Here is a 24540-nt window from a genome sequence, read left to right as displayed (position 1 = left end):
CTCAACCCTTTTCTGCTGCGACAAAGCTGACACCAGCCTACTTAATGCTGCGTGAAACCGCCTCTTGAGAGTGTCTAGAATTTTCTTATATTCCGACGGTCTTTCTTAATCCGGAATGGAATCGCCATGGCCCTCGCCGCCGAGACTCAACTCAATTCGCTTGGCTTTGCCAAACCACCCTCGGAAACGCGGGTGGTGGTTGCTATGTCGGGCGGCGTCGACAGCTCCGTCGTGGCCGCGTATCTGGCGGATCAGGGCTATGATGTCGTGGGCGTCACGTTGCAGCTGTACGACCACGGTGCGGCGCTGGCCAAAAAAGGCGCGTGCTGTGCTGGGATCGATATCCACGACGCGCGCCGTGTGGCCGAAGAGCGTGGTTTCCCGCATTACGTTCTGGATTATGAGAACATCTTCAAGGACGCTGTGATTGACGAATTCGCCGACAGCTATCTGGCGGGCGCGACACCTGTGCCCTGCATTCGCTGCAATGAGCGGGTAAAGTTCAAAGACCTGCTGGAAACGGCCAAAGACCTAGAAGCTGATTGCATGGCGACCGGCCACTATATCCAGCGAAAGATGGGACCAAAAGGGCCTGAGCTGCACAGCGCCGAGGATGCGAACCGCGATCAGTCCTACTTCCTGTTCTCGACCACGCCCGAGCAGCTGGCTTTCCTGCGCTTCCCTCTGGGCCACCTGCCCTCGAAGGATGCGACCCGCGAAATGGCCGCCCAATATGGGCTGGCGGTGGCGGACAAGCCCGACAGTCAGGACATCTGCTTTGTTCCCAACGGCAACTATGCCAGCGTCATCGAAAAGCTGCGCCCCGGTGCGGCTGAACCCGGTGAGATTGTCCATGCCGATGGCCGCGTTCTGGCGCAGCATAACGGCGTGATCCACTACACGATCGGACAGCGCCGAGGGTTGGGTATCGGAGGTCTGAGCGAGCCGCTATACGTGGTGAAACTGGATGTCGACAAAAAACAGGTCGTCGTCGGCCCGAAAGAGATGCTGGCAACCCGCAAGGTCCCGGTGCGTGAGATCAACTGGCTGGGCGATGAACCCTTCACGTCACGCGACGAATGGCATGTGTCGGTCAAGGTGCGCTCGACCCGCCCCCCACGTGAGGCGATCATTCGACCATTGTCTGACACCACAGCCGAGGTCAAATTGCTGACACCCGAGGAAGGTATCTCGCCCGGTCAGGCCTGCGTGTTCTACGACCCAAACAGCAGTCGCATTTTTGGCGGCGGCTGGATTTGGCGCGGCTACTAGGCCGAGACCGGCGTGACCTCGGGTTCGATCTGGATCTGAAGGGCATCGTTGAACCGGTTGAATGCTCCGCACAGGGCAATGCGCCATGTCAGTTCAACGATCTGCGCGTCAGTGAACCACTCTTTCAGGTCCGAGACCTCGGCGTCGCGCATCCGGCCTGAGCGGGTGGTCACTGCTTCGGCATAGCGGACCACTGCCTCGTCACAGGAATCCAGCTCGGGGTGATCCTCGACCTTGGGCAGCCGCGCTACGCCTTCTGCGCTGAGACCTGCCACGGTCAGCAAGGGCGTGTGATGCGACACGCAATAGTCACAGGCGTTCAGTTTGGAAACCGTGACCATCGCCAGCTCCAACGCGCGACGCGGAAGGGTGGCCTGCGCGCGCAAGGTGGTGAGCATCCCGCTGACATGTTCCAGAACCGGAGGGCAATGCGCCGCCACCCGCGCCCAATTGTCGAACGGCCCATATGCACCCAATTCCGCATGCGCCGCACGCGCGGCCGGTGTCATGTCATCGTCGGTCAAGGCGGGAATACGGGTCATTAAGGCTCTCCTTCTGCCGCAGGGTATCGCAAGCTGCAGGTCCAACTGCAACGCCGCTTCGTTCACAACACCGACACAGATCAGAGAATATCGGTCGGCGAGTTCAGCAGGATGTAGAGCCCGACGCAGACCATGATATAAGGCGCGATCCTTTCGAGCCGAGTGACGCGCGGGCCTAGTTTCTGCGCATGAGGCGCACCCCAGGCAGCAACGGCTGCCAAACTTGCCGAAGCACAAGCCGCGCCAATCAGAGCCGCCAGCCGGAACGCAGGACTGGAATCTGCCAGCAAGGGCGTCATCACGGCGAATGTATCGACCGACAGGCTGAGAAACAGTGTCACGACCGAGGTCACTGCGCCCTTTGGCGTGTCGTCTGTCTGCTCAACTCCTGAAATCTGCTGCCAGATACCGCGCAAGCCAAGCGCTAGCGGAACGATCCCAAGATACCCGATCCACTCCGGCAGTCCGCTCTGGCTTAAACCTGTCGCGACGGCCAATGACAGGCACAGGACAAGCCCATGCGCAACGGCAAACCCAATAAGCGAGCGGCGGTGATCCATCACCAGCATCAGCCCCAACAACACGGCCAGATTGTCGAGATTGGTCGACACCATCACAACCCCAGCAGAGACCGAAAAGAGCAGATACTCAAGCATCAGCTTTGGTCATCCGGGCTAAAACGGCCTTCGCCGCGCGAAGCCCAGGCGCTTCGCCGCCGCGGCCCAGAAGATCCATCGTGAGCGCCATGGCCTCACGTTGCGCTTCCGGGTTCGCGGCGACCTTTGTCAGGGCTTCGGCGATCTGGTCGGGCTGGCAATCGTCTAGCAGACACTCGGGCACCGTCCGCGTGTCCGATACCAGATTGACCAGCGTAGCCGTGTCCAAATGCACCATCCGCTTAGCGATCAGAGTTGTCAGCCAGTTGAGGTTATAGGCGATCACCATCGGCGTGGCCTGAGCGGCCAGTTCCAGTGACACGGTCCCTGACGCTGCCAAAGCCAAATCCGCCGCCGCAAAAGCCGCCCGCTTTTGCGTCAACGCCTGATCCGAGGGCAGATCACGTGGGTCAACCACCACAGGTGATCCGGGCCAGCTGCGCAGATGATCCGTCACCGTGTCGACCATATGGGCCACCGCTGGCACAATAACCCGCGTTTCTGGGCGGGTCCTAAGGTAGAGCGAGAGCGCCTCGCCAAAGACAGGTGCAAGCCGGTCGACTTCTCCCCGGCGCGAACCCGGCAGGGCCAGCAACAGCGGCGCATCCCCCAGATCATGGGCGTCTCGAAAGGCCTTGATGTCCGCTTGCGTCGCCTGCGGTTCGCTTGCCACCGGGTGGCCGACAAAATCGCACTCCATCCCGGCGCGTTCCATGTAGGGCGGCTCGAAAGGAAGCAGCGCCAGAACGTGGTCAATTACCTTGGCCATCTTGTCGGCCCGCCCTGGACGCCAGGCCCAGACGCTGGGGGCGACATAGTGAACAGTGCGAATGTCACTGCTCGCCTTGACCAGTTTGGCCACACGCAATGAGAAATCCGGGCTGTCGATGGTGATCAAAACATCCGGCTGTGTCTCCAGCACAGCCTGTGCCGTCTCAGATATCCGGCGCTTGAGGTGGAAGAACTTGGGCAGAACTTCGACCAACCCCATGACGCTGAGTTCGGACATGGGAAAGCGGCTGTTCAGGCCCTGAGCCTGCATCAACGGCCCGCCAACCCCGTCAAACGCGACGTCAGGGACCAGCGCCTTTAGGCCCTCCATCAACGCGCCGCCCAGCCGGTCGCCCGAAGGTTCTCCGGCGACCAGAAAAACACGCATCAGACGGCCCGCTCGCGCACAAAGAGGAACAGGCCAAGGCGGTTGCACTCGGCGATGACATGATCCCGCCGCAGCACCATCACGCCACCTTTTTCGATGACGATGCCCGTCAGACCGGCGGCCACCGCATCGGTGACGGTTTCCGGACCGATGGCAGGCAGATCAACGCGCCGATCCTGATCGGGTTTCGGACCTTTGAACAGAACCCCGCCGCCCGCATCCGGGCGCTGGGTCAGCGATTGCAACATCCACGCAGTGCCAAAAATGCTCTCAACCGCCAGAGCCTGCCCTTTGGAGACGGCACAGGCCTGACCGATATCGGCACTGCCCATCGCGCGCAGAATACCTGCGGCACGGTCGGCATCGGCCAGATCGGCCTCGGACGGGTGCGTCTCGGTTAGGCATCCCAGCGGTGGTAGCAGATCAGGTGCGATCTCATGCGCGGCTTTGACGGCCAGGCCCGCATCCTCAAAGATACCGATCACAGCGCGTAAAGCGCCATCATCACCAGACATCATCGCCTTTTGAATGATCGGCACCAAAGGCATCGTTGCGGCATCAATCCGCGCGGGATCGACTTTGGGCCGCTGCACCGCACCCGCCATGCAGATCTGTGTCACGCCGCGCGCCTTGAGATCCGCAAGAAAGCTGCCGAGCTGTTCCAGACGGAAAACGACGTCTAGAGTCAGGCTCTCAGGTTCGAACCCCTCCATCGCGCAGACCAACGGACGGTCTGGCAGAGCGTCCACGACAGCGTCCGGTAGAACACCCGTTCCCGCGATCAAAGCCAGCATTTGGTTATTTCCTCGGCGTCAGGAACGAGCGATCTGATTGACCGGTGACGAACTCGACAATGCGTTGAACATATTCGCTGTCGGTGTCCTTGCCTGCGCGATGGGCGCGTTCCTGAAAAGTCCCCTCGCCGCCGGACAGTTCCTTGAACGCAGCCCGCAGAGCCGAGATATCCTCACGCGATACACCGCGACGTTTCAGGCCAACAAGGTTCAGCCCGTCCAACTCGCCGCGTGGCGCTTGCACCAGACCGTAAGGGATGACGTCGTTTGGCACCATGGTCAGCGCGCCTATGATAGCGCCGCGACCGACGCGGACCCATTGGTGCAGGCCCGAGATTCCGCCAACGATTACGTCATCTTCGACGATACAATGCCCCGCCGCGCCCGCGTGGTTCACCATAATCACACGGTTGCCGATCTGAACGTCATGGGCCACGTGCACACCGGCCATGAACAGGCAATCGTCACCGATCCGCGTCACACCACCACCGCCTTCGGTGCCCGTGTTAATGGTCACATGCTCGCGGATGCGGTTGCGCTGGCCGATCTCAAGCCGCGTATTCTCGCCCCCGAATTTCAAATCTTGCGGGATCTCTCCGATCACTGAGAAGTTGAAGATCACAGTATCGTCGCCGACCGTGGTATCACCTGTGACGACCACATGCGTCTTCAGCTCGACCCGGTCGCCCAGTTTGACCTGAGGACCCACGTAGCAGAACGGACCAATTACACAGTCCTGACCGATCTGCGCACCCTCTTCGATGATTGCGCTTGGGTGAATTCCGCTCATGTCGTTTTTTCCATGTCCCAATCGACATAGGCCGAGAATTCGGCTTCGGCTGCGACCTCACCATCAACGGTGGCGCGGCCGTGGAACTTGAACAGCTTGCCGCCCTTCTTGCCGCGCAGGGTTTCGACATGCATTTCCAGCACGTCACCCGGCACCACCTTGCGGCGGAATTTGCATTTGTCGATGCTCATGAAATAGATCAGCAGCTCGGTATCAATGACATCCATACCGACACCCAGCATCACGCCCGAGGTTTGCGCCATCGCCTCAACTATGGTGACACCCGGCATGATCGGCGTTCCGGGGAAGTGGCCCTGGAAATGAGGCTCGTTCATGGTGACATTCTTGATACCACGGGCCGATTGATAGCCGTCGATGTCGACCACCTTATCGACCAGCAGAAACGGATAGCGATGCGGCAATATCCGCTGAATCAGCTGAATGTCGGCGCTTTTGGTTTCCGTCGTCATCGTTCACTCGTCCCGTTATTTGGAAGTGTCAGTTTCCGCGTGGTTAGCAATACCCGCCCCCGAGGGCAAGCGAACCTATTCGCCTGTGCCATCCTGAAGGCCGGTTCCATCGCCAATTGCGGCATTGATGCGGGCAATCGCATCATCGGTAATGTCGGAGGTGTCGGCGCTTAGGAATACATTCGCGCGCTCCAGCACGACGGCGGCCCCTGTTTCGCGCATAAGCTCGATTAGAACGGGCTGCGCCAGGGCATAAAACGTTTGGCGGCTTTCTTCGCTACGCCTGGCCAAAGCGTCCAGTTTGGCGCGCTGGCCTTCGCGATGCGATTGCACCTTTTCGTCGAAGGCCTGCGCAAGAGGGCGGAAATCCTCTGGGGCCAGCTCCGCGCGTTTTTGAGTTAGGTCTTTCTCTTCGCTGCTGAGTTCCGCGACGATCCGCTCATTCTCTTCCGCGAGCTGCGCGCCCTCGGTTTCGATCTCGCGCAGCACGCGCTGGCCGAACGCCGAATCCGCAAACAACCGGTCACTTGAGATGGTCAGGACCAGCGGATCACGCACGCCCAATTGCTGCGCTACCGCTTGGGACGCAAGCACAAGGCCCAGCAAAAGGCAAAGGGCCCGAACCGGGCCCCATACGCGTCTAGATATTCGCAACCGCATACCGGATCAGAACCGAGCCTGAACGGTCAGGTCGAAATTCTGTTCCTTGTCGAAGTCTTCCTTCTTCAACGCTTTCGAGAAGTTGAAGCGCAGCGGGCCGAACGGTGTTTCCCACAGAACCGACACACCGATGACGTGACGAATGGAGCCATCCGCACCCACAATATTTGCACCTGCGGTATTTACGTCATTGATGTTGTAAAGGTTGCCGACGTCGTAGAACAAACCGCCCCGTAGGCCCAGTTCTTCCGGCAGCCCTAATGGGAAGTCACTTTCGAACCGCGCCACCCAGTAGTAGTTGCCGCCGATGGCGTCGTCCTGCCCGTTGGACAGATCACGCGGGCCAATACCGGCCGGCTCAAATCCGCGGAAGGTGTTCGGCCCCAGAACGAAACGGTCGATGGTACGGCTGAAGTCATTCCCCGACCAATGCAGCGCGCCGGCCTCGAGCGTTGCGCGCAGAACGACTTCTTCGTTCCAAACACGGGTCTGCGCGATCGTGCGCGCAGTGGTCTTGAAGAATTTGTTGTCGCCACCCAGACCAGCGGCATCAAAGCCAAGTTCGAACAGCACACCCGCATTCGGGTTCAGGCCGCCGATACGGCTGTCATAGACATAGGTCAGGCCAAAGCTGCTGTTGACCCGCTCACCCTGTGCGATCTCCGATGTGATGACCGCACCGTTCGTCTCGTTGTCCTGCTGGGTCATTTCCGAGCGTTCCCAGCCATAGCGCACACGCAGGGCCGACAGTTCGCCGATCGCATAGGTCAGCTGTGGGTTAAAGAACAACCGGTCCGTATCATAGCTGGCAAAACTGGAATTTGTGGTCGCGACACCAAGACCCAGATCAAAACGCAGTTTGCGGCCCAAAAGGTATGGCTCAGTAAAGCTTAGCGAATATTGCTCGGAGTCCTGAGCGGTTGAGATGGTCAGACCAAGGTTCTGGCCCCTGCCCAAGAAGTTCGATTCATTCAGGCCGATGGCAACACCGAAACCATCAGAAACCGAGTAGCTACCACCAAGACTCAGCGAGCCGGTTGGTTGTTCCTCGACATCCACATCTAGGATCACCTGGCTGGGCGAGGATCCTTCGCGCGGCTCGACCTCTGCATTTGCAAAGAAGCCTAGTGCGTTGATCCGCTCAGCCGCTTGACGGATTTCACGTGGGTTGAACGGGTCGCCTTCCACGGTGTCGAACTGACGACGGATCACCCGGTCCAGCGTTGTTGTGTTGCCCTCGATATCAATGCGTTCCACGAAAATCCGTGGCCCACGGCTGAGGACGAATTCCACATCCAGCGTCAGATCACGCGGGTTGCGTGTTACGCGCGGTTCGACCCGCAGGAAATCCACGCCCTGCTTCACACCCAACCGCTCCTGACGCGCAATCGAGTTCTCGATCAGGGTCGGCGAATAGGTCACGCCCGGTTTGATCTTCAGAGCATCCTGATAGATCGACGGATCAACACCCGGGATCTCGCTTACGGTCGTGATTCTGCCGAACGAGAACTTCTGCCCTTCGGTGATATTCATGACCAAGAAGAAAGCATCCCGCTCGCGGGTGAATTCAACATTGGCACTGTTCACACGGAAGTCGACATAACCACGTGACAGGTAGAAATCCCGGATGACCTGTTTGTCGAACTCGATCCGGTCCCCGATGAACGTATCGTTGCGGAAGAACGTCCGCAGGAAGGTCGCCTGTTTGGTCTCAAGCACGCGACGCAGGCGGCGGTCCGAGAAGGCACGGTTGCCGACGAAACTGACACGTTCAACCTCGATCGTGGTACCTTCTGCAACCTCGAATACCAGATCGACGCGGTTGTCGTTTCGGCGGATTACGCGCGGAATTACGGTTGCCGAAACACGACCTTGGGCGGAATAGACTTCGGCAATCAGATCGGCGTCCGCCTCGGCTGCCTGCGGAGTGAAAACACGGCGCGGCTCAGACGAGATCACATCCAACAAAAGATCATCTTTGACGCGTCGATTCCCTTCGATGCTGATCTGGTTGATCGTCGGGTATTCCTGCACCTCGATCACCAGAGTCGTGCCACGAGGTGTCAATTCGACTGTCTCAAAAACACCACTGTCAAGCACACGCTGATAAGCGTCGTTCAACTGACCGGCCGAAACCGTCTGCCCGGGTTCGATTCCCGTCCGCTGGATGATTGTGCCGGTCTCGATGCGCCGGTTCCCCTCAACCTCGAAGGAGTTGATGGTGAAGTTTTGCGCCTGTGCTGCATGCGGTAAAGCCAGTAAACCCATTGCCGCAGTAAGAAAAAGAAATGATCGTGTGCGCCACAAAATCTTGTTTGTTGTCATCTGCCCTCCGCAGGATATACCCGCGCCTCGCCCGTCAGCCATTTTTTCTCTACCCAAAAATTTAGGACTTAATGCTGAGTAACGAGATTGAATGCGCTTGTCAAAACTCCAAAACCAACGGGGCGACGATAGGTCACCTGACACGCATTCTTACAGGGTTTTGGGGAATCAGAGACCGGCGAGATACGCGCCGCCGGCAAGCGCCAGCGCCGTCAGACCAAAGCACAAAAGCACATCCCAGTTCAGAACAAACAGGACGCTGACACTCTGATAGGATTTTTGAATAGCTTTGGTCATGGCCGCCTCATTTTCAGCGGCTATTTTTTACCCCTGAAATGAGGCAGCAATGCGGCGCGATTGCGCCGCTTGCGCCACAATCAGCAGAACAGATCGTTACTGACCGAGAAAACCATGAGGCTGAGAACCACCGCAATCCCGAGTGTCATCAAAATCCGCAGCGCTTTGTCGCTGGGCGGTTTGCCCGAGACCGCTTCATAGGCGTAGAACACGAGGTGCCCTCCGTCCAACGCCGGGATCGGGAAAAGGTTCAGAAGACCCACAGCCGTTGACAGCACCGCGATAAAGAAGATGAAGTTCTGCGCGCCCTGGCTGGCCATGGCGCCCGAGGTCTCGGCAATTCCGATCGGACCCGAAATATTACAGGTGCTGATCGCGCCGGTAATCATGTGCCACATGCCGGACAGAGACCCTTCGATGATGCGCCCGGTCTGACCCACTCCGCCAACCAGCGAATCCCAAAGCCCCGCAGGCTCGGTCGCGGGTTGCAGCATCATGCCGCCAACGATCCCGATCCGCCAATGGGTGACAAACCCGCCATCTGGCTTTGGTTCATCGGTCCGACGCGGAGCAAGCGCGAATTCAAGCTCGGCCCCGTCACGCCAGACGTTCAGCAACAACACCCGACCGTCCGAGCCTTCGACATGTTCTTTCAGCTGCTCGAAGGCAAAGATCGGATCTCCATCAACCGAGGTGATGACGTCGCCCCCTTCCAGCTGGATATCAAACGCCGCACTGCGCGGCGTGACCTGTTGAATCAGCGGCGGGAACAGCCAAGGGGCTGCGACATCCAGCGTTTCGCCATCGCGCAGGACTGTATAGTCCAGCACTGGCTCGACCGGTAGCGCGTCGGTGAAGTCGCTCCACGCGCCTTCTTCATCGAAATCAGGGACTTCAATCCCGGCAATGGCCAGAATCTCATCACCCTCCTGCAACCCCTGCTCTGTTCCCGGCAGCGGCTTCAGTTCTCCAACCGTCAGCGGCTCACGCGTGACACCCTGAGACCAGAAGATCAGGCCAAAGACCAGAATGGACATGACGAAGTTGAACACCGGCCCCGCCGCCACAGTGGCGGTTCGCGCCCACAGGGGTGCGCCGTGCATAGTATGGCGCAGATATTCCGGCTGCTGCTGAGCGATGTCATCCATCGCCTCTTCATCCTTGCCCGACGCTGCATTGGCATCCCCAAGGAACTTCACATAGCCGCCAAAGGGTAACAAAGCGATCTGCCACCGCGTACCGCGTTTATCCACGCGGCTCCACAGAACAGGGCCGAACCCGATCGAGAACACCTCGGCATGAATGCCGGACCAGCGGCCAACGATGTAATGCCCGTACTCGTGAACCGCGACGATCACGGACAGGGCGATCACAAAGGCCACAATCGTCCAGAGCAAATTTCCGAACTGAGGGATCAGCGAAAGTACGTCCAAAACTCTATCCTGCTCGTTTGATCACGGCTTCATCCGCCCACTGCCGTGCGAGATGGTCCGTTTGCTGTACGTTATCAAGGGTCAAAGGGGCGTTAATAAGGCCATCCTCGGCATCAAAACGGTCCAGAACGCGCGAGACGACCTCCGCCATGGTCGTGAAACCGACCCGGCCCGCGATGAAGTGATCCAGCGCGCGCTCTTTCGCAGCATTGAAAACCGCCCCCGAAAGGCCGCCGAGGGCCATCACGTCGCGCGCCAGTTTCAGCGCGGGATAGCGGTTCAGGTCGGGATGGGAAAAGCGTAACTGGCTGAGTTGCGCCAGATCCAGCCTCTCAACCGGCAGATCGCGCCGTTCGGGCCAGTGCAGAGCATAGCCGATTGCATGCCGCATGTCCGGCGGGCCCAGGTGCGCCATTAGAGCCCCGTCCCGAAACCCGACCATCGCATGGACAATGGATTCGGGATGTACCAAAACCTCGATCTGGCCCGGATCGACGCGAAAGAACTCTCGGGTTTCAATGACTTCAAGCGCTTTATTGAACATGGATGCACTATCAATCGTGATGCGCTGCCCCATGTCCCAGTTCGGATGGTTGGAGGCTTGTGTAACGGTCGCGGACGCCAAATCCTCAAGCCGCCAATCCCTGAACGCTCCGCCACTTGCGGTGATGATAACGCGTTCGACCGCGTCCATATCCTCACCGACCAAAGCCTGAAATACCGCCGAATGCTCACTATCGACGGGCAACACACGCGCATCGTTCTCGTGGGCCGTATGCAAAACCAAGGCGCCTGCACAGACCAGAGTCTCTTTATTGGCAAGCGCCAGCGTTGCGCCGTGTTTTAACGCCTCAATGCCAGGCGCGAGACCCGCAGCGCCAACGATTGCGGACAACACCCAGTCCGCGGGGCGCGCGGCGGCCTCAACGATCGCGCTCTGACCCGCCGCCACCTCAATCCCGCTGCCCTGCAACGCATCGCGCAGGTCCTGCAATCGGTCCTCAAACGCGGTGACCGCGAGTTGCGCGCCAAGCCGTCGGGCATCCTCGGCCAGTTGCCGGATATTCGCGCCACCTGTCAGGGCGACCACGTCATAGGCTTCGATATCGCGCGCAATGAGGTCAATCGCATTCTGACCAATTGATCCGGTCGCCCCAAGGATCGAGACTTTGCGCATCACATCTCTCCGGGTGCGTAAACCAGCCCTGCGATCAGCACAAACAACGCCGCACCCATCATGCCATCAAACCGGTCGAGAAACCCGCCATGCCCCGGTATGAGGTTCGAGCTGTCCTTGACGCCGAAATTCCGTTTGACCGCGCTTTCAACGATATCGCCCGCCTGGCTGGCCATGGACGCCAGAACCGAGACCAGAACGAAGGGCACCCCGAACCCGCCATGCAGTGCGAAGCCCGCGCCAACAAGGCCCGCCGCGACCCAGCCACCTGCCGTGCCCGACCATGTCTTCTTGGGGCTGACCTTGGGCCAGAATTTCGGGCCACCAATGGCCTTGCCCACGAAATACCCGGCAACATCCGTGGCCACGACGACCGCAATCAGCCAGACCATCCAGCCGAAGCCCATGTTTTCACGGATGGAGATGAAACCCAGACCAGCGCCCGCGATCCACAAGGCGAACAGAAAGTACAACCCGCGCGAACGGGTGACCTGCCCTGCCCCGACCAGCGCCGGAGCCACCAGAAACGGCAACTTATAGAGCGGCGGCACGTGATAGCTGATGATCACCGCAACCCCGGTCAGAATACCGAGTTGCATGGCCATGCCTCCGCGCTGCGGTTCGATCATGCGTACCAGTTCCCAGGTCATCAAACCGCAGGCAACCGCGATGAAGCTTTCAAACCACAACCCGCCCAGCCATACCTCAACCGCGCCGATTGCGACCAAAACGACTGCGGACAGAATCCGTGCGGTCAGATCAGACCATCGGCCTTCGCTCATGCCAGAACCGCTCCGAAACGCCGCTCGCGCGAGCCGTAGTTGCGGCACAGACGCTCCAATTCGGCCGCAGTGAAATCCGGCCAGAGCGTGTCAATAAATTCGTATTCGGAATAGGCCGACTGCCAGAGGAGAAAATTTGAGATCCGCGCCTCTCCGCTGGTGCGAATGACCAGATCGGGATCGGGAAGAACGCGTGTATCCAGATACTTGGGCAGGGTTTCTTCATCCACATCCTCGGGCTTCAGCCGCCCTTCGGCCACATCCCGTGCAAGACGTTTTGTGGCCCGCGCCACCTCATCCCGGCCGCCATAGTTCAACGCGACGGTCAAATGGACCAAATCGTTGTCCTTCGTTGCCTCTTCCAGCGAATCCATCAGGTCGATCAGCTTGGCATCCAAGCGGACCCGATCACCGATAAAGCGCACGCGAATGCCGTTCTCGGCCAGAGTGCGGGTTTCCTTGATGATGTAGCGCCGAAACAGGCTCATGAGGCCAGCAACTTCGACCTGAGTCCGCTTCCAGTTTTCCGTCGAAAACGCAAAGACAGTTAGGTATTTAATGCCCAACCCCGGACAGGCCTCGACCACCTCACGTACGCGCCGCGCACCTGCGTGGTGACCAAAAAGCCGAGGGCGGCCACGCGCCTGCGCCCACCGACCATTGCCATCCATGATAATTGCGACATGCTTTGGGCCAGCCTGCACGTCCGTATGGGGATCCTTGGGCATCAGTACCGGCTCAGACCTGCATGATTTCCGACTGCTTGGTCTCAAGCGCGGCATCAACAGCTTTGATCATCGTGTCGGTCAGATCCTGAACTTCGCTCTCCCAGAACTTCTGGTCATCTTCGGACATTCCGTCCGATTTCGCTTTCTTGATCTGATCCATACCGTCCCGGCGCACATTGCGGATCGAAACCCGCGCGCTTTCGGCATATTGCCCGGCAACCTTGCCCAACTCACGGCGGCGTTCTTCGTTCAGTTCCGGGATCGGCAGCATGATGATGGTGCCGTTCAGCTGCGGGTTGATGCCCAGCCCGCTTTCACGGATCGCCTTTTCAACCTTGCCCACAAGACCCTTGTCCCAGACATTCACCGTCACCATCCGAGGTTCAGGCACGTTGACCGTGCCAACCTGGTTGATCGGCGTCATCGAGCCATAGGCATCCACCATCACCGGCTCCAGCATCGAGGCCGAGGCCCGCCCGGTGCGCAGAGAGGCAAATTCAGTTTTGAGATTGGACATCGCGCCGTCCATGCGGCGCTTTAGATCGTCGGTGTCCAGTTCGAAGTCGTCAGACATGCTGCTCACTCCCCGTCTTCAAGTGCTGTTTGGATGGGTCTTAAGCCATCGCATTTGGGATGTATAGCAATCATGAGCATGATTTACGGCAATGACCAGAACTGTTTCGGTCCTTTTGCCGCCCAGAAGGTTAAGCCAGGGCAGTTCTGCCCCGGCTATTTTCTTTGATCAGGCGTTTACGTCGACGACAACGCGGCCCTTGACCTGACCTTTCAGAATATCCGCACCCAGCTGCGGCAAATCGGACAGAGCGGCCGGATGCACCATGGCCTCCAGCTTGTCCATCGGCAGGTCGGTCGCAATGCGCTGCCAAGCCCGCAGGCGGTTGTCATAAGGCTGCATAACGCTGTCGATCCCCAGAAGGTTCACACCGCGCAACAGGAAGGGAATCACTGTTGCAGGCAACCCCGCACCGCCAGCAAGTCCAACCGCGGCGACCGAGCAGCCATACTTCATCTGCCCCAAAACGCGCGCCAGCATGTCACCGCCAACCGCATCGACACAGCCCGCCCAGGTTTCGCTTTCCAGCGGGCGCTTCGTGGTCTCGTTCAGCTCTTCACGCGGCACGATGGTCGTGGCGCCAAGCGATTTCAGGTAGTCTCCGGTCTCTGGGCGCCCGGTCACAGCCGCGACCTCATAGCCCAGCTTGCCCAGAATGGCCGTCGCCACCGATCCAACACCGCCTGCAGCACCGGTAACCAGCACAGGCCCACGATCCGGCGTCAACCCGTGATCCTCCAGCGCCATCACTGCCAACATGGCCGTAAACCCAGCGGTTCCAACGGCCATCGCCTGCCGCGCGTCCAGCCCGTCCGGCAAGGGTACCAACCAATCGGCCCGAGCGTTAGCCTTCTGCGAATAACCACCCCAATGGGCCTCACCCACTCGCCAGCCGGTCAGAACCACCTTGTCACCGGGCTTGTAACGGTCGTCTGAGGACGCCTCGACCGTTCCGGCATAGTCAATCCCCGGCACATGAGGGTAGTTCCGCACTAGACCACCACCTTTGGCCGACAGGCATAAACCGTCCTTGTAGTTCACCGTCGAATACTCAACAGCAACCGTCACCTCTCCGTCAGGCAGATCCTCCAGCGAGAGTTGCTTGACAGACGGGCTTGCCAGACCGCTTTCTTCATCCTTTTCCATAACCAAAGCATTGAACATATTGCTATCCTTTCATTTTTGGCGGCCAGCCCAATCCTTCACCTGGCCCAAAATATCCCGGGGGAGTCGCGCAGCGACGGGGGCAGAGCCCCCAACCTCCGCTAGATCCAAAACTGCCCCTGCACAGTCGCGCCCCTCATACCGTCAGGTGTTTCAACCTCAACCTTGGTTCCAGCGTCCCAATGGCTCAACTTGACCATACCAATCGAAACATTGGTCGAGAAATCCGGAGACCAGGCCGCAGACGTCACCTGACCCACCTGCTTTCCGTCCGCAAAGACAGGCCACGGCTGAACACAAGGCGGCACCGCATCTCCGTCGATCGCAATCGGACGTATCTGTTGCACCGGACCTTCTTTGGCCACACGCAACAACGCATCCCGGCCTACACAGCCAATGGCGGTATGCGTATTGCAGAACTTGCCCAGCCCGCATTCATGCGGTGTGTTGTCGTCGGTCATGTCATTGCCGTAGGACAGCAACCCACCTTCGATCCGCTCGATCAGGTTGGGGCAACCGGCCCGCACGTCCAGGTCTTCACCCGCCGCGAACAGAGCGTTCCACAGATGCATACCAATATCGCTGCCCTCAACATATATCTCAAACCCGCCTTGCTTGGAGTAGCCCGAGCGGGCAACCGCAAGATCGCGCCCTTCGAATTCGAACATGTCGAACTTGAAGAAACGGATATCGCGCACACGGTCTCCGAAAACGCGGGCCATCAGTTCATCTGCTTTTGGCCCCTGAACGCCCAACGGCGACACGTCCGGTTCGTCAACCAGCACATCCAGACGATATCCGTTGGCCAACCCCTTGACCCATAGCAACAAATCGCTGTCTGCGATAGAGATCCACCAGCGGTCCTCCGACAGTTTCACCGCCACGGGATCGTTTAACATACCGCCGGTTTCGTCAACAATCGGCACGTAGAAGCACTGCCCGGGCAGCATGCCACGCAGGTCGCGCGGTGTCAGCATTTGCATCAAACGCGCAGCATCGGGCCCGCGCAGTTCAACCTGACGTTCACAGGAGACGTCCCAGACCTGCACGTTCTTCTTCAGGTGATGGTAGTCGGCCTCGACACTTTCAAAGACCGTCGGCAACAACATCCGGTTGTAAACCGTGTAGCCTTTGACACCAGCGGCTTCGACGCCTTCGGAAAACGGCGTGCGACGCAGGCGACGAGACAGGGATATTTGCGGCATTCAGCCCTCCTTTGGCATGAAGCAAAGATCGCTGACCGGGGCCTCGGAACCGGCTTCGGTCAGCATTTTGTGGAGTTGTCCACGATGATGGGTTTGATGGTTGAAGAAATGCATCACGCATTGCGCGTAAGGCAAAGTAACATCAGCCTCTTTTGCGGCTGAGTACCATGTGAAATGCCCCGACAGAACCTCATCCCCAAGCGTATCCGCCCAATCCGAGATCCGGTCATCCATAGCCACGCGCAGAGCCAGCCAGCTATCGAGATCAGGGCAGAGATGCACGCTTTCGTGGATGCCCCCTCCGGCTCGGTGGATGTTGCTCTCCGGTCCCGGACCTTTGCCAAAGCGTGACATCCAGATCCAGTCACCCCACAGCAAGTGGTTCGCCGTGCCCATGATCGAGCCGAAAAACGCCCCGCGTTCCTGCATCAATTCCTCGGGCGTGAGCGCTTGAAGAAATTCCGCCAACTGGCTGTTTTGCCAGTGGTTGTAGCGCGCCATTTCCCTTGCATAGGCTCCGGTGATCATCACTTAGGCCCATGCCAGTCAATCGGGCAGATCTCGGCGGATTTACCACCGAAATCCCAGACGCGCCCATAATCGCGCACTTTCGATTTGTTTCCGCGCGCCACGATGATGTCTGGCCCCATCCAGTATTTGGAGTTCGACACCATTACCGGATGCTCGGGGTCTTTGCCGCCCAGCATCTCGATCTCACCTTGGATTTTGCGACCGATCGCAATCCTGCGCTTGTTGCCGTCCCGTTCGATCTGGACCGGAGCACGCTCGGCCCCGATGATCTCGCTCACCAGCATGGTGAACAGGCCAGTGGTGCCGCCGGCCTGACCGCTAAAAATCTGCAGCAGCCCGTTATAGGCCTTGCCGCTGGCGCGTTCATCGACATAGGCAGCGACTTTCCACTGCCCCTCGCCCATGCGACCCGGAATATCGACCAGAAGACCAACATTCAGGCCCGACAGATCTTCGCCCTCATAATGCCCTTCGTCGATGATCACGCCCATCCAGGCGTGGCAGTGGCCCTCTGTCGGAGGGTGCGCGCCCAAAGAGACCACGCAGGGGCAGAACACGTCGCATGAGCAGTTCAGGATCAGCTCGCCTTTGATGGACCAGTCCGTCGGGCTCATCTCCCGCCGTTTGGGGTTGGGCATACGGCTGTCGATCCGCTGACTAATCGGAAGCCGGTCGGCCTCGGGTTTTCTGTTTTTCGCCATCAGCTTATCCTCCGTAAGCAAAGGGATAGATCAGCAGCGCAACACCGCCTGCGATCAGTATGAACCCCATAGGTCGGGTCACAGCATGCCCGATCTGGGGGAGTTTTTCCAAAACCATGAACAGGGTCGCCAAACCCATCCACAAAAGGCTCATGACGCCTCCAACAAAGCCAAGCGCCATGAAGCCCCAGCAGCAACCGACGCAGAACGCGCCGAGCCCTAGCCCCATTCTCACACCGCCCGTAAAGCCGGTTTTCCAATGGCCCAGGAAATACGTCATTGGGGCATGACAAACGCCGTGGCAGACCTCTTTCGCGCGAGTGAACTGGAAGGCGCCGACCACGATCAGCAGCCCTCCGGCCACCCAATTGGACTTGGCGATGCCCAGCATATCGACAAACCCACCGAACAGCAGGGCAAGCTGAACGCCCGCGATAAGCGCTGCAAATCCCACCCAGACGATGAAATACCCGGCCAGAACGCCCAGCCATCCAGCCCGCGTACCATTGGCGCTGCGTATCAGGTCGTCATAGCTGCGGAGCGTCGGCACAAGCGTCGGCAGCATCATCGCCGCCATCATGATCGCCCACATCCAGAACAAAGGGCCAAACTCGGCCATGGGCATATACATGTCCATGCGCGGGTCCATCGCCGCCATAGCCTGCCCCATCGGCCCCGGCCGACCAATCCAGTCGAGGTCCATGTCTCGGCTCATCGAGAACATGACCCACCACGCCCACAGGATCACAGCATAGAACGCCAGCCACATTCCGCTGCGGAACAATGCGCGACTCATGTGATCCTCCGACTCAACTCTCTTGCTTTTCAAATGTCAGACTTTTAAATGTCAGACAAATAAAATTTTCAGACTGGCCACAAATGAAGATAGACCCCGCAAATCCCGCAGACCTCTCTGCCCAGATCGCACAGGCCATTCGGAACGCGATTGTGTCCGGCGAATTGATCGTGGATGAGCGCCTGCCCTCTGAATCAGAACTTGCGGATCAGTTCCAGGTGTCGCGGCCCACGGTACGCGAGGCCCTGAAGCGCTTGGCCGCGCAGTCCCTGATCCGTACCCAACGCGGTGCAACTGGCGGGGCCTTTGTGAACCGGATCAGTTTTGAGGACGCCTATTCGCAGCAAATCACCACCTCGACCCTGCTTCTGTCGATGAACGCCGTCAGTTTCGATACGGCGTGTGAGGCGAGGTATGCGCTGGAGCGCGCCTGTGCGCCTTTGTCGGCCCAACGTCGCACCGCGGATCAACTGGCAACGATGCGGGCCGAGATCTTTCGTCAGGCTCAGCCAGGTTTGACCGATGAGGCTTTCTGCGCCTCAGACGTCGCCTTTCACCGCGCGCTGGTCGATGGCGCGGACAATCCAGTGCTGTCTTATCAACTGGCGGGTGCGGTCGAGGCCATGCAGCCGCTGATGAACATGATCACCTTCACCGCGCGCTCTCGCGAAGAGATCATTGCACTGCACACCAAGATCGCCGACGCGCTTGAGGCGCGCGATGCCCCATCGGTCGACGCGATGCTGATCGAACTTGAAACCTATACACGCCAACTGGCCCGAGACGTGGCCGAGCGCAAACGTAAAACCGCCTGACACTCAGGCCCGAAATCTGACGCAGACCAACAGGCAGAAAGGAAGCACGAGCAGGCAGGATGTCACCCGGCGTCAAGACCGGAACTCTCAGAACGAATTGAAGATCAATGACTTACGGGAGGATGTTATGAATACAAGACCGGACCCAACCTTTTACCCATCTGCCAAGCTGGCGATGGAGGGCCCCACTGAGACGCTTGCTTTTACGCTGATGCTCAGCCCGGATTTTTCGCAACCTGACGGGCTGGCGGTTGTGAATGTCGATCCGACTTCCGACGACTATGGAAAAATCGTCCATCAGGTCATCATGCCGGAAAAAGGCGATGAGTTTCATCACTTTGGCTGGAATGCTTGCTCTTCGGCGCTTTCGCCGCTGACGGGGCACGCGTTTCTGGAACGGCGCTATCTGATCGTTCCGGGCATCCGCTCCAGCCGGATCTATGTCATCGATGTGAAGAACCCGCTTGAGGCCAAGATCCACAAGATCATCGAACCCGAAGAAGTCTTTGCAAAGACAGGGTATTCTCGCCCCCACACCATTCATTGCGGGCCCGAGGGTATCTATGTCAGCACCCTGGGCGGCGGCGGAGAGGACGGGACCGATGGCCCTCCGGGTATCTTCATCATGGATTGTGAAAGTTTCGAGATCATCGGCCGATATGAGATCGAACGCGGCGTGCAGGACAAGCACTATGATTTCTGGTGGAACCTGCCGCGTGACTACATGGTCAGTTCCGAATGGGGTCTTCCTCCGCAATTCGAGAACGGAATCGTGGCCGAGGATCTGCTGTCCAACAAATATGGTCACAGCATCCATTTCTGGAACCTGCGCAGCCGTACCAATATCCAAACCATTGATCTGGGCGAAAACCACCAGATGGCGTTGGAGATCCGGCCTGCGCATGATCCGGTCAAACAGTATGGGTTCTGCGGCGTCGTTGTGGACACAACCAACCTGCAAGGCGCGATCTTCACATGGTGGCGAAACGACGACGGCACGTTTGAGGCCAAGAAGACAATTACCATCGACCCGCAACCGGCTGACCCGGATGACCTGCCAGACTTGCTGAAAGGCTTCTCGGCCGTTCCACCGCTTGTGACGGATATCGACCTGAGCCTCGACGACAAGTACCTGTATGTCGCGTGCTGGGGCACCGGAGAGATGCACCAATATGACGTCTCGGACCCGATGAACCCGACACTAGCGGGCAAGGTCGAAATTGGCGGGATCGTCAAAAAGACCAAACATCCGAACGGTCAGGACTTTGGTTATGGCCCGCAAATGGTCGAAATCAGCCGCGACGGCAAACGGGTCTACTGGACCAACTCGCTCTATTCCACCTGGGATGACCAGTTCTATCCCGGCGAACGGGGCGCAGCGATGGTCAAAGCGGATGTCGGCGAGAACGGCGGCCTGACCCTGGACCCCAAGTTCTGGGTCGAATTCCCCGAGGGCTATCGTAGCCACCAGATCCGGTTGGAGGGTGGAGACTGTTCGACCGACAGTTTCTGCTACCCCTCGGTCTGAGTTGGAATTTCTGATGACATCAACGGCTGGCCTCTGGCTGGCCGTTGTTCTCAGCGGCGCCTATCACGGGCTGAATCCCGGTATGGGCTGGCCGCTTGCCGTCTCGTCCGCGTTGATGGAGCAGCGCCAGTCGGCCCTCTGGCGCGCGTTGGCGGCGCTTGCGGGCGGTCATTTCCTGGCGATGCTGGGAGTCCTGCTGCCATTTGCAATGATGGCTGTGTTGATCGACTACCAACGCGAAATCCGCATTGGGGCGGCGCTGATTGTCATTGCGATGGGGCTTTATATTGCCGTCACACGCAACCACCCTCGGTTCTTGTCGCGTGTGCCGCCCAGCAAACTCGCGCTGTGGTCCTTTCTGGTCGCGCTCGCCCATGGCGCAGCCTTAATGCTAGTCCCGATCTATCTGGGCCTGTGCAACCTGGATGAGTTGGACGCCGGGCATCAGGCCATCTCTCAGATCATGACAACGAACACCCTGCTGGTTCTGGCCGTGGCCGCGCTCCACACGGCGGCAATGATCCTAGGAGGCGGTCTTCTGGCCTATGGCGTCTATCGCTGGCTTGGGCTGCAATTCCTCTCACGCACCTGGTTCAACTTGGAACTCATTTGGGCGCTCAGCCTGATTTTGGTCGGCGTGCTGGGGCTTTGGTCTGCAATCTAGCCGCCGCACGATCACCTTGCGCATGTTTTGAAAAACCGCTTTGTCCTGCTTTGAAAGAAGTTAGGAGTTTTCGAAGTGTCCCAGAACACGCGCCCCACGGAAATGCTGCGTCAGGGCAAGGCTGCCGACTGGCAGGCGGCAACAACCCATGCCTTCACGCGCGAGCTGTCAGACGGCACCCTGCCCGAGGACAAGATGCGCTGGTATCTGCAACAGGACTATCAGTTCGTCGATGGCTTCGTCCGCCTGCTGGCCAGCGCCATTGCACACGCGCCCACCCTGGCCGACAGCGTTCCCGCCGCGCAGTTTCTTGCGGTGATTACTGGGCCTGAAAATACCTACTTCCTGCGCTCGCTCGAAGCGCTGGGCACCCAACCCAGCACCGACCCTGCCCCCGCTACCAAAGCCTTTCAGGACTTGATGGCCGAGGCCGCAGCCTCGGGCCGGTATGAGAACATGCTGGCGGTGCTGGTTGTCGCCGAATGGGTCTATCTCAGCTGGGCCAGCCCGGAAAATCCGCCGAAACCCGATTTACCCTTCTGGTTCGCGGAATGGATCACGCTACATGCCGGAGAAGGTTTTGAGGGCGTGGTCGAGTATCTGCGCGGGCAGCTCGACAAAACCTGGCCCACCTTGACGCCAGAGGCGCAAGCCGAAGTAACACGGCTTTTCCACCAGGCGGTCGAGCTGGAGAAAGACTTCTTTGACGCCGCCTACGCGGTGTAACCGGATAAAGGCACGATCATGGTACATATCCTCAACGTCATCGCGGCTCTGCTGACCATCGGCTTTGGCCTGTTCGGCTTTCTCGCACCTTTGCACACCGCGACGGCGCTGGATCTGGCCCCGACCAACAGCAACATGGGTCTGAGCGAGATGCGCGCCTCGGTCGGAGGGTTGTTCGTTGTCACGGGCATCGCCGTGATCTGGCTAAACCACCCAATGGCATACGCCATGCTGGGCGTAGCCTATGCCGGGGCGGCTTTGGGGCGGTTCGTGTCGGTGCTCCTGGACAATCCACCACTTGCTAAGACCATGATTTTCGGGGGAATTGAACTGATCCTGGCCGTCTGGCTGATCGCCGCAAATCTGAACCGCACCCCGTGATTTACAGTGCTCTAAGGGCATTTCCGGGTTTGCATCCCGAAATCTCCTCACCTATATAAGTTCTGTCCTTCGGGACTATGGACATAAACGCGCTCGTAATAAGCGGATCGGACCCGGGGGCGGTACCCGGCGGCTCCACCATATACCTTCTGGGGGCATCCTTCGTTTGAGGATCACTTTCAGGATCGGGGGGCCGAAATAGGATCGACGAACGTCTAAAGGGGTTAGCTTTGTCTCGGCTGTCTGCCACCGTTATCGGCGAAACTAGTACAATTGCAAACGACAATCGTGCTCCGGTTGCAGTTGCTGCGTAAGCAGTAACAAGACCGAAACTTAAGCCCTTGCGCCTAGCCGCGTAAGGCGGGGTTCGCAGGTACCTGGCAACAGAAACCTGCATTTCCTCCACCTTATGTCTGTGTTTATGTCGGCTCAGATTTAGAGTTTATTCATCTCTTTTGTCCAAAGTCATCCCAGACAGACAGGAGGGCCGGGATGACCCACTCAGATACCTTGAAAGCGTGGTATGCCGAAGTTTGGGAACAAGGGAATACCGATGCGATTGATCAGTACTTTGCACCGGACACCATGGCTGAGGGACTGATCCCCGAAATGCAGGTTGGCGCCGATGATTTTCGCGATCTTGTGATGGCCTTCCGGCATATTCTGGGTGAAATCTCGGTCGAGCTGCCAAAGATCATCGAAAACGGGGATTGGGTGTCCGCCATTCTGCACGTCAAAACCTTCCGCGCCGACAACGGTGCCCCGCTGGAGGTGACGGGCCAGGTCATGGCCCGCTTCAAAGGCGAAAAGATGGTCGAGGCCTACAACCAGTTCGATTTCATATCGTTTTTTGAACAGCTTGGTCAGTTTCCGCAGGATACCCTGCCCGTCTGCATGACCGGTCAGCGACTGGATTGGAGCTGAACACCCAAGCCGCCTTGACCCCCAAGTTTCTGACGCGATAGCTAAGGCCATACGTGCCGCGCGCATTCGGCGCACGGCCGCCATTGCGGGGAAATGGGTCATGCTTCGTGATCGAAAAAACCAGCTGTCCGAGCGCATTTTGACCGTTGGGCTAATGTAACATGACGCCTTCAGTGCGCGACCTTGTTCTGGTCTTCGGCAGAATTGGCCTTTTGTCCTTCGGCGGCCCTGCGGCGCAGATTTCCTTGATGCATCAGGAGTTGGTAGACCGTCGCGCCTGGTTGTCCGAGGAAACCTATTTGCGCGCTCTTTCTCTATGCATGTTGTTGCCGGGGCCAGAGGCGATGCAGCTGGCCACTTATGCGGGCTGGCGTCTTCGGGGCGTGACCGGAGGGTTGATTGCTGGCACCCTGTTTGTTCTGCCGGGGGCAATAGTCATCTCTGTGCTGGTTCTGCTCTATGCGAACTTCGGCACCCTGCCCCTTGTGCAAGCCGGTTTTCTGGGGATCAAGGCCACGGTCATCGTGATCGTCCTTCAAGCGCTCCTGAAGCTGTCACGAAAGGCATTGACCGACACGGAACACCGCCTCATCGCGGGGATCGGGTTCCTGGGTATCTTCCTGTTCAACCTGCCCTTTCCACTGATCATTCTGGCCGCTGCGCTATGGGGCTATGTGTCTTTCAAAGGACCCGTTGCGCAGCAAGACACCTCCTCACGCGCAAGTTTTTCCGGCACCCTACGCACGGTTGCCGTTTGGGTGCCGCTCTGGCTCGGACCATTGGTCCTCCTGTCCCTGTCCGGTCATCAATTGCTCAGCGACTTGGGATGGTTCTTCGCCCGTCTAGCCGTGGTGACCTTTGGCGGAGCGTACGCTGTTTTGGCCTACATGACGCAGACGGTGGTCAATCAATATCAATGGATCAGCACCGGTCAGATGATCGACGCGCTGGGCCTTGCGGAAACCACCCCCGGGCCGTTGATTCTAGTCACGCAATTCGTCGCGATGCTGACCGGACAAATCAACGGAGGGGTCTCGCTGGCCTTCGCCGCAGGTGCGGTTGCGCTATGGGCGACGTTCGTTCCGTGTTTCCTTTGGATCTTTCTCGCCGCTCCGTACTTGGACAAACTGGCGACCCGCCCTCGGCTCTCTGCCGCTTTGCATGGCATAACGGCAGCCGTCGTAGGTGTGATTCTCAACCTCTCCGTGTGGTTCGCCTTGAACGTTCTATTCGGTGCGCTCACGCAGTACAGTTGGGGGCCTGTCTCGATACCCTTGCCTGGGTGGGACTCGCTAAACCTCACTGCAGCTGCGCTCACTGTCGCCGCTGGGGTATTGATTTTTCGGGCAAAATTAGGGATGGCAACGGTTCTGGCACTGATGTCCGTCGCTGGCATCGCTATCCAGCTATTATGATCAATCCGGCGATACCCGCCCTTTCGTTTCC

General features: G+C 58.8%; 27 protein-coding genes and 1 other RNA gene. 9 read left to right on the top strand and 19 right to left on the bottom strand.

All coding sequences use genetic code 11. From position 1 onward, the window contains the following. Nucleotides 1-126 precede the first annotated feature (126 nt). Entirely contained in the window at nucleotides 127-1272 is a 1146-nt protein-coding gene (mnmA, locus tag ACR0B5_RS03500; RefSeq protein ID WP_480538446.1) for a tRNA 2-thiouridine(34) synthase MnmA, read from the top strand. On the opposite strand, the gene ACR0B5_RS03495 is transcribed toward mnmA, so the two are convergent. The 19 genes from ACR0B5_RS03495 to ACR0B5_RS03405 all read right to left on the bottom strand — a co-directional run bounded on the left by ACR0B5_RS03495 (nucleotide 1269) and on the right by ACR0B5_RS03405 (nucleotide 18056). Beyond that, nucleotides 1269-1814 (bottom strand): carboxymuconolactone decarboxylase family protein, encoded by a 546-nt coding sequence (locus ACR0B5_RS03495; protein WP_480538444.1) that lies wholly within the window; start codon nucleotides 1812-1814, stop codon nucleotides 1269-1271. The two genes, mnmA and ACR0B5_RS03495, sit on opposite strands and share 4 nt — an antisense overlap. Before the next feature lie 80 nt (nucleotides 1815-1894). Beyond that, entirely contained in the window at nucleotides 1895-2470 is a 576-nt protein-coding gene (locus tag ACR0B5_RS03490) for a hypothetical protein (protein ID WP_480538442.1), read from the bottom strand. Further along, nucleotides 2463-3629 carry a lipid-A-disaccharide synthase gene (gene lpxB / locus ACR0B5_RS03485; RefSeq protein WP_480538440.1) on the bottom strand — a complete coding sequence of 389 codons (1167 nt, stop codon included), beginning with the start codon at nucleotides 3627-3629 and terminating at the stop codon, nucleotides 2463-2465. The genes ACR0B5_RS03490 and lpxB overlap by 8 nt, the downstream gene beginning before the upstream one ends. Further along, nucleotides 3629-4423 carry a UDP-2,3-diacylglucosamine diphosphatase LpxI domain-containing protein gene (locus ACR0B5_RS03480; protein WP_170717944.1) on the bottom strand — a complete coding sequence of 265 codons (795 nt, stop codon included), beginning with the start codon at nucleotides 4421-4423 and terminating at the stop codon, nucleotides 3629-3631. Before ACR0B5_RS03480 ends, lpxB begins: the two co-directional genes overlap by 1 nt. 4 nt (nucleotides 4424-4427) lie before the next feature. After that, a complete protein-coding gene (gene lpxA, locus ACR0B5_RS03475) occupies nucleotides 4428-5213 on the bottom strand; it encodes an acyl-ACP--UDP-N-acetylglucosamine O-acyltransferase (protein ID WP_170466857.1) in 786 nt (261 codons plus the stop codon). After that, nucleotides 5210-5683 carry a 3-hydroxyacyl-ACP dehydratase FabZ gene (fabZ, locus tag ACR0B5_RS03470; protein WP_170458279.1) on the bottom strand — a complete coding sequence of 158 codons (474 nt, stop codon included), beginning with the start codon at nucleotides 5681-5683 and terminating at the stop codon, nucleotides 5210-5212. Before fabZ ends, lpxA begins: the two co-directional genes overlap by 4 nt. Nucleotides 5684-5758: 75 nt before the next feature. Further along, nucleotides 5759-6277 carry an OmpH/Skp family outer membrane protein gene (locus ACR0B5_RS03465; protein ID WP_480538437.1) on the bottom strand — a complete coding sequence of 173 codons (519 nt, stop codon included), beginning with the start codon at nucleotides 6275-6277 and terminating at the stop codon, nucleotides 5759-5761. Between the two features lie 72 nt (nucleotides 6278-6349). Then, nucleotides 6350-8710 (bottom strand): outer membrane protein assembly factor BamA, encoded by a 2361-nt coding sequence (gene bamA / locus ACR0B5_RS03460; protein ID WP_480538435.1) that lies wholly within the window; start codon nucleotides 8708-8710, stop codon nucleotides 6350-6352. A 126-nt stretch (nucleotides 8711-8836) separates the two neighbouring features. Further along, a complete protein-coding gene (locus ACR0B5_RS03455; protein WP_419737989.1) occupies nucleotides 8837-8965 on the bottom strand; it encodes a hypothetical protein in 129 nt (42 codons plus the stop codon). A gap of 80 nt (nucleotides 8966-9045) precedes the next feature. Continuing rightward, on the bottom strand, nucleotides 9046-10398 hold the full coding sequence (gene rseP / locus ACR0B5_RS03450; RefSeq protein ID WP_480538433.1) for an RIP metalloprotease RseP: 1353 nt from the start codon (nucleotides 10396-10398) through the stop codon (nucleotides 9046-9048). A 4-nt stretch (nucleotides 10399-10402) separates the two neighbouring features. Next, entirely contained in the window at nucleotides 10403-11575 is a 1173-nt protein-coding gene (gene dxr / locus ACR0B5_RS03445; protein ID WP_480538431.1) for a 1-deoxy-D-xylulose-5-phosphate reductoisomerase, read from the bottom strand. After that, entirely contained in the window at nucleotides 11575-12357 is a 783-nt protein-coding gene (locus ACR0B5_RS03440; RefSeq protein WP_480538429.1) for a phosphatidate cytidylyltransferase, read from the bottom strand. The genes dxr and ACR0B5_RS03440 overlap by 1 nt, the downstream gene beginning before the upstream one ends. Next, nucleotides 12354-13085 (bottom strand): isoprenyl transferase, encoded by a 732-nt coding sequence (locus tag ACR0B5_RS03435; protein ID WP_170458293.1) that lies wholly within the window; start codon nucleotides 13083-13085, stop codon nucleotides 12354-12356. Before ACR0B5_RS03435 ends, ACR0B5_RS03440 begins: the two co-directional genes overlap by 4 nt. 10 nt (nucleotides 13086-13095) lie before the next feature. Continuing rightward, nucleotides 13096-13659: a ribosome recycling factor gene (gene frr / locus ACR0B5_RS03430; RefSeq protein WP_170373774.1), complete on the bottom strand. Its 564-nt coding sequence runs from the start codon at nucleotides 13657-13659 to the stop codon at nucleotides 13096-13098. A gap of 168 nt (nucleotides 13660-13827) precedes the next feature. Next, a complete protein-coding gene (gene acuI, locus ACR0B5_RS03425) occupies nucleotides 13828-14823 on the bottom strand; it encodes an acryloyl-CoA reductase (RefSeq protein ID WP_170373775.1) in 996 nt (331 codons plus the stop codon). A 101-nt stretch (nucleotides 14824-14924) separates the two neighbouring features. Beyond that, complete coding sequence (locus ACR0B5_RS03420; RefSeq protein WP_170717938.1) at nucleotides 14925-16028, bottom strand: dimethylsulfoniopropionate demethylase; 1104 nt, start codon at nucleotides 16026-16028, stop codon at nucleotides 14925-14927. Then, on the bottom strand, nucleotides 16029-16529 hold the full coding sequence (locus ACR0B5_RS03415; RefSeq protein WP_480538427.1) for a DinB family protein: 501 nt from the start codon (nucleotides 16527-16529) through the stop codon (nucleotides 16029-16031). It abuts the gene before it with no gap. 26 nt (nucleotides 16530-16555) lie between these two features. Next, nucleotides 16556-17260 (bottom strand): DUF1326 domain-containing protein, encoded by a 705-nt coding sequence (locus tag ACR0B5_RS03410; protein WP_170458301.1) that lies wholly within the window; start codon nucleotides 17258-17260, stop codon nucleotides 16556-16558. A 4-nt stretch (nucleotides 17261-17264) separates the two neighbouring features. Further along, entirely contained in the window at nucleotides 17265-18056 is a 792-nt protein-coding gene (locus ACR0B5_RS03405) for a DUF2182 domain-containing protein (protein ID WP_480538425.1), read from the bottom strand. An 83-nt stretch (nucleotides 18057-18139) separates the two neighbouring features. Here ACR0B5_RS03405 and ACR0B5_RS03400 point away from each other — a divergent pair, with 83 nt between their 5' ends. The 8 genes from ACR0B5_RS03400 to chrA all read left to right on the top strand — a co-directional run bounded on the left by ACR0B5_RS03400 (nucleotide 18140) and on the right by chrA (nucleotide 24509). Next, nucleotides 18140-18871, top strand: coding sequence for a FadR/GntR family transcriptional regulator (locus tag ACR0B5_RS03400; protein ID WP_480538423.1), 732 nt, complete (start codon nucleotides 18140-18142; stop codon nucleotides 18869-18871). A gap of 127 nt (nucleotides 18872-18998) precedes the next feature. Beyond that, nucleotides 18999-20399 (top strand): selenium-binding protein SBP56-related protein, encoded by a 1401-nt coding sequence (locus ACR0B5_RS03395; RefSeq protein ID WP_170688702.1) that lies wholly within the window; start codon nucleotides 18999-19001, stop codon nucleotides 20397-20399. Between the two features lie 13 nt (nucleotides 20400-20412). Then, entirely contained in the window at nucleotides 20413-21063 is a 651-nt protein-coding gene (locus ACR0B5_RS03390) for a hypothetical protein (protein ID WP_170373782.1), read from the top strand. A gap of 75 nt (nucleotides 21064-21138) precedes the next feature. Continuing rightward, nucleotides 21139-21789, top strand: coding sequence for a TenA family protein (locus ACR0B5_RS03385; protein WP_480538421.1), 651 nt, complete (start codon nucleotides 21139-21141; stop codon nucleotides 21787-21789). 18 nt (nucleotides 21790-21807) lie between these two features. Continuing rightward, complete coding sequence (locus ACR0B5_RS03380) at nucleotides 21808-22170, top strand: DUF4345 family protein (protein ID WP_480538419.1); 363 nt, start codon at nucleotides 21808-21810, stop codon at nucleotides 22168-22170. A 25-nt stretch (nucleotides 22171-22195) separates the two neighbouring features. Next, nucleotides 22196-22568: a transfer-messenger RNA gene (gene ssrA / locus ACR0B5_RS03375) on the top strand. A 94-nt stretch (nucleotides 22569-22662) separates the two neighbouring features. After that, nucleotides 22663-23094 carry an ester cyclase gene (locus ACR0B5_RS03370; RefSeq protein WP_480538417.1) on the top strand — a complete coding sequence of 144 codons (432 nt, stop codon included), beginning with the start codon at nucleotides 22663-22665 and terminating at the stop codon, nucleotides 23092-23094. A 161-nt stretch (nucleotides 23095-23255) separates the two neighbouring features. Continuing rightward, nucleotides 23256-24509, top strand: a complete 1254-nt coding sequence (gene chrA / locus ACR0B5_RS03365; RefSeq protein ID WP_480538415.1) for a chromate efflux transporter — start codon at nucleotides 23256-23258, stop codon at nucleotides 24507-24509. Nucleotides 24510-24540: the final 31 nt, after the last annotated feature.

The organism is Ruegeria sp. AG1 (genome assembly GCF_056541705.1).
This window is presented reverse-complemented; position numbering and strand designations above follow the sequence as displayed.